We start from the raw sequence: 4,956 nt of genomic DNA on the forward strand, positions 1-4,956 counted from the left end.
CCGAAGCCGCCCGCCACCACGATCTTCGCGCTGGTGGTCGACCGGGCGGCCCCGCCGCTAGAGCTTGCGAAGTCCACTGAGCACCCTTTCGAGCAATGTCACATCTGGCTGGCCGCCGGCGCTGTCGTCGCCGCCGGGCTGATGAATGGCGACCAGTCCCGCCTCCGCCAAGTCGGCGACGAGGATCCTGGCCACGCCGAGAGGGATCGTCAGCAACGCCGAGACCTCGGCGATCGACTTGACCTCACGGCAGAGCTGGCAAATCCGCTGGTGCTCAGGCAACTGTCCCTGGAGCTGGTGCGGTTGTGCGGTGGTGTGGACCAGCGCCTCAAGGGCGAGCTGGTACCGCGGCCTGGTCCGACCGCCGGTCATGGCGTACGGACGTACGAGGGGGTTGCTCGCGGAGCCCGCAGGGGCCGGTTCCGGCGTCCTGCGCTGGGGGTACACGGGGGTCGCACGGGGGACGTGCGGTGCGTGCGGGTCACGGGGCGAGGGACCCTGTGGCCGCTGCGAGGGGTGGTACGAGGGAGGCGGTGCGGAGGAGTACGGCCGCTGCGGACGGTTGCTCGGTGCGGAGGGGAAGTCGTACGGGTTCCACGGACCGTCGTGTTGCTGATGGCCGCGGGGCCAGCGGCCCGGGGAACCCTCCGGGGGTGTTGCCACTTCTTCCTCCTCCTGCTGTGCCGGGCGTCCGACCGTGTGGAGCCGCGTCCCGAAACCTTACGGCCCCGGGACGTGCCGGCGCACCGCCCGGCCGTCGGCGGGGGCAGACCGTCCGGGAAGTATCCCCCGTCCCGGAACCGCCCGCGGACACCGCTCAGTTGAGCAGGCTGCCCTGGAGTTCGGCGCGCAGGTCGGGGGTGAGCACCGAGCCCGCGCGGTCGACGAGCAGGGCCATCTCGTAGCCGACGAGGCCGATGTCGGCATCGGGGTGCGCCAGGACGGCCAGCGAGGAACCGTCCGAGATGGACATGATGAAGAGGAAGCCGCGCTCCATCTCCACCACGGTCTGGTTCACGCTGCCGCCCTCGAAGATCCGCGAGGCGCCCGCGGTCAGCGAGGTGAGGCCGGAGGCGACCGCCGCGAGTTGGTCGGCCCGGTCCCGGGGGAAGCCTTCGGACATCGCCAGAAGGAGTCCGTCGGCGGAGACCACCACGGTGTGGGACACCCCGGGGGTGTTGTCCACGAAGTTGGTGATCAACCAGTTCAGGTTCTGTGCCGCCTGGCTCATCGGGCTCACACTAACGCTCCTGGTGGTAGGTGCTCCCAGAACCACCGGGCTCGTCGCCCGTGGTCTGGCCGTTCTTCTCACTTCCCGCCCGGCGCCCCCGCTGGACCCCCCGGCGCAGGTTGCTGAGCCTGCCCCGGACGTCCTCGGGAGCGCGGGAGACCTGCGGGCCGCCCTGCGGGGTCTGTTCCGCAGTGCCCTCGACCAGATTGGCCTTGGGCACGCGCCGCGGCAGTCCCGAAGCGGTGACCCCGCCGGCCTTGGGCCTGCGGAGCTGCTCGGCACGCTGCCACCGGTCGTCGTTGGCCGAACGCCAGTCACCGCCGCCCCCGCTCCCGTCCTCCCCGACATGCCCGTCCGGCTCCGGCCACCGCCGTTCGCCGGCCGGTTCGCCGTCGGCGCCCGGCACGGAGCTGCGACGGGGCAGACCGACGTCGGTCACCCCGTGACCAGCGGTAGCGGTCGGTTCCGGACGAGCGAAGCCTACGCGTTCGGCGGCGTCCGCGTCAGCGGGCCGGACCGATTCCGGATACCCCATGGGGGTTTCCACGGGAGGCACGGGCGGCCCCGGCTGGTGCTGCCAGCCTGCCTGGTGGGTCGGGTCGGCGTAACCCTCGAACGGTTCCGCTGCGATTCCGTCTGGAATCCGTCGGTCGTCTTCCGGATACGACCGTTCCTGAGGGGCGTTGAGATGCCCGCTGACCGGTGGGGCCGGGAAAAAGGGATCCGCGGGCGCCTGGTGCGTCCCGTACGTCGAGTGCGCCGGACGCTCCGGGTACGCGGGGCCGGCCGGAGCCCCGGGTCGACCGTAGCCGTCCAGGGGTTGACCCGGATGAGCGGTCGACTGCGGCGCCGGGTAGCCACCGGTCGCGTCCTGCGGGTGCGGGAACGGCACGGGGTGCCCGTGCGGCTGCGGGTGGGTGCCCGTCTCCTCGGCGCCGACCGCGGGGTGCGGTGCCCCGGCGGCCTCCGACGCCTGCGGGTAGCGGCTGTCGTCGAAGCCCAGGTCCGCGGCGGTCCGCAGCGGGGCGGCGGGCACGTCCCGCTGCTCCGGGATCATCGGCGGGACGGTGAACTCGCCGTCGCCCGGGGCGTCCGCGAATCCGGTGGACCCGTGCGGACCGGGGTCCGCCGGGGCCGCGCCGGAGGTCAGCGCCGCCGGCAGCATGACCAGCGAGGTGGTGCCGGCCTGCTCGCCGGAGGGCCGGAGCTGGACGCGGACGCCGTGCCGGTCGGCCAACCGGCCGACCACGAACAGCCCCATCCGTTGGGATATCGCCGCGTCCACGGTCGGCGGATCGGCCAACCGGTGGTTGATGTCCGCGAAGTCCTCGGCGGCCAGGCCGATGCCCTTGTCATGGATCTCGATCATGATCCGGGCGTCCGGCAGCCGGGTCGCGGTGACCCTGACCCTGGTCTGGGGGGAGGAGAACGAGGTGGCGTTCTCCAGCAGTTCGGCCAGCAGGTGCACCAGGTCGGTGACCGCCCGGCCGTGGACCTCGGCCTCCGGCACCCCGGACAGCTCGATGCGGTCGTACTGCTCCACCTCCGAGGAGGCCGCGCGCAACACGTCCACCAGCGAGATCGCCTGGTCCCAGCGGCTGCCGGGCTCCTCACCGGCGAGGATGAGGAGGTTCTCGCCGTTGCGCCGCATCCGGGTGGCGAGGTGGTCCAGCCGGAACAGGCTCGCCAACTGGTCGGGGTCCGCCTCGTTGTTCTCCAGCTCCGTGATCAGGGTCAGTTGGCCCTCGACCAGGGACTGGTTGCGGCGGGAGAGGTTGGTGAAGATCGCGTTGATGTTGCCGCGCAGCAGGGCCTGTTCGGCGGCGAGCCGGACCGCTTCCCGGTGCACCTGGTCGAAGGCCCGGGCGACCTCGCCGATCTCGTCCGTGGAGTGGATCGGGATCGGCTGAACCCGGGTGTCCACCCGGCCGGGCTCGGCCCGCGACAACTGGTCCACCAGCAGCGGCAGGCGCTCTTCGGCGACCTGGAAGGCGGCGGTGCGCAGCCGGTTCATGGAGTGGCTCATCTGCCGGGCCACGAGTCCGGCCAGCAGGAACGCGGTCAACAGGGCGATCACCACGGCCGAACCGGTGAGGATCGCGTCGCGCTGGGCGCCGTCCGCGATCCGGGCCGCCTCGTCCACCGCCTTGTCCGCGAGGTCGGCCTCGATGGTGCGGTACCCGTCGAACTTGAGGGTGCTCACCGCCCACCAGTTGTCCGGGGTGACGCCCTCCTCGGCGAGTTCCGCCCGGGCTTCGCGCCCGGTGTCCGGCAGCGCCGCCATCTGGGCGACCATGTCGGTGGCGGAGGGCGGGGCCGTGTACGTCCGGTCCCGGGCGTCCGCGGCCTCCTTCGCCTCCGCGGCCATCTTCTCGACGTCGGCCAGGACCTTGTCGGTCACCCGCTTCAGCTCGGCCACGTCCTCGGGGGTGCCACCACCCGCGTACTCGTCCATGGCGATGCGTTCGAGGTACGCGTAGCTGCTGAGGGCCAGCTTCTGCTGGTTCAGGTGGGCGGCGCTCGGACCGGGTGCGACGAGCAGGTGCATGCCGACCGAACGTTGCAGCGAGACGGAGGCCTTGCCGAGCGAGATCGCGTAGACGGTCCGCCCGTAGGCGGTGACGTTGCTGGTGCCGAGGCCGAGCTCGTTGGCGAACTCCATCAGCGGGTGCTGGACCGCGACGTAGCCCTCCTCGGTGCGGACGCCGGGCAGTCGGCCGGTGTACGCGGAGGTCCGCAGCTCGACGAGGTCGCCCTCGACCTTGCGGAAGGTCTCCAGCCGCCGCTTGAGGCTGGGGCTGTCCGGCATGTGCCGGGTGGCGACGTCGAACTCGGCGGCGGCCTCGTCGGTCGCCTTGCGGGCCTCGGCGATGGCCGGGTCGTCGGGCCGGCCCCGGAGCAGGGGCGCCGCGGAGACGTCCCGTTCGTCCAGCAGTCGGTTGGCGTAGGTGAGGGCGGAGCGCACCAGCCGGGCGGTGGCCGCGGCGTCCTCGGCCTCCTGCCAGGTGTCGATGGACCCCTTGACCTGGAAGCCGCCCATCACCAGCCCCACCAGCACGGGGATCAGCAGAATGGCGTTCAGCCGGGCGGGTACGCGCCAGTTGCGCGGGGACAGCCGCCCCGCCGTCCGGTGCGTCGGAGCGGAGCCGGCTCCGAGGTCGGGCGCGGGCCCGTCCGGGCCCGCCGGGGGTGCCGCCGCGGTGGACGGCGGGGTGAAGTTGCCCCGTGCCGACGGCTCGGGGCGACTGTTCTTGCCTCGCCTCACTCGACCAACAACCTCTCGGTGCCGGCACCGTTCCTCGTGCCGCATCGTCTCCGGGCTGCCCGTGGCTACCGGGCAGTTCAGCGCATTCCAGCACGTCAGGGTGGGCGAATCCAAACAGTCGGAAGCGAGGATTCCGGAGCCCGCCCGGTCCAGATAAAACGGTCATAAAGAGCGAGCCCCGCCAAAAGGCGGGGCTCTGGTGGCGCAGCGGCACCGGGTGGTCGCCACCCGTGGTGACGTCGGGGCAATTCTCTTTCGAAACGTTATGAACGCCCCCGCCGGCCGTGGCGCACGGCACATGTGATGTCGTTTGCCCCGGGTAACTCGCTCTCGTCGGGGATGACTTGGCCACCGCCCGGGGCGGTCTAGCGGAGTCGTGCCATGAGGGCGTGTTCGACGAGGGTGATGAGGGCGCTCTTGGCGTCGGCGCGGTGGCGTGCGTCGGTGGTGATGATGGGTG

The 4,956-nt window shown here is 72.0% G+C and carries 3 protein-coding genes and 2 pseudogenes; all 5 read right to left on the minus strand.

All coding sequences use genetic code 11. From position 1 onward, the window contains the following. Positions 1 to 77: pseudogene (locus tag ABT092_RS30705) on the minus strand (ATP-binding protein); the annotation flags it as partial. After that, positions 58 to 663: a DUF742 domain-containing protein gene (locus tag ABT092_RS30710; RefSeq protein WP_351249763.1), complete on the minus strand. Its 606-nt coding sequence runs from the start codon at positions 661 to 663 to the stop codon at positions 58 to 60. The pseudogene ABT092_RS30705 and the gene ABT092_RS30710, both read right to left, overlap by 20 nt. A 154-nt stretch (positions 664 to 817) precedes the next feature. Continuing rightward, on the minus strand, positions 818 to 1,231 hold the full coding sequence (locus ABT092_RS30715) for a roadblock/LC7 domain-containing protein (protein ID WP_351249765.1): 414 nt from the start codon (positions 1,229 to 1,231) through the stop codon (positions 818 to 820). 10 nt (positions 1,232 to 1,241) lie between these two features. Beyond that, a complete protein-coding gene (locus ABT092_RS30720) occupies positions 1,242 to 4,496 on the minus strand; it encodes a sensor histidine kinase (protein ID WP_351249767.1) in 3,255 nt (1,084 codons plus the stop codon). 365 nt (positions 4,497 to 4,861) lie between these two features. Next, positions 4,862 to 4,956: pseudogene (locus ABT092_RS30725) on the minus strand (ATP-binding protein); the annotation flags it as partial.

The sequence above is a fragment of the Streptomyces sp. NPDC002490 genome (genome assembly GCF_040296045.1).
In the GTDB taxonomy this organism is placed as follows: Bacteria; Actinomycetota; Actinomycetes; order Streptomycetales; family Streptomycetaceae; genus Streptomyces.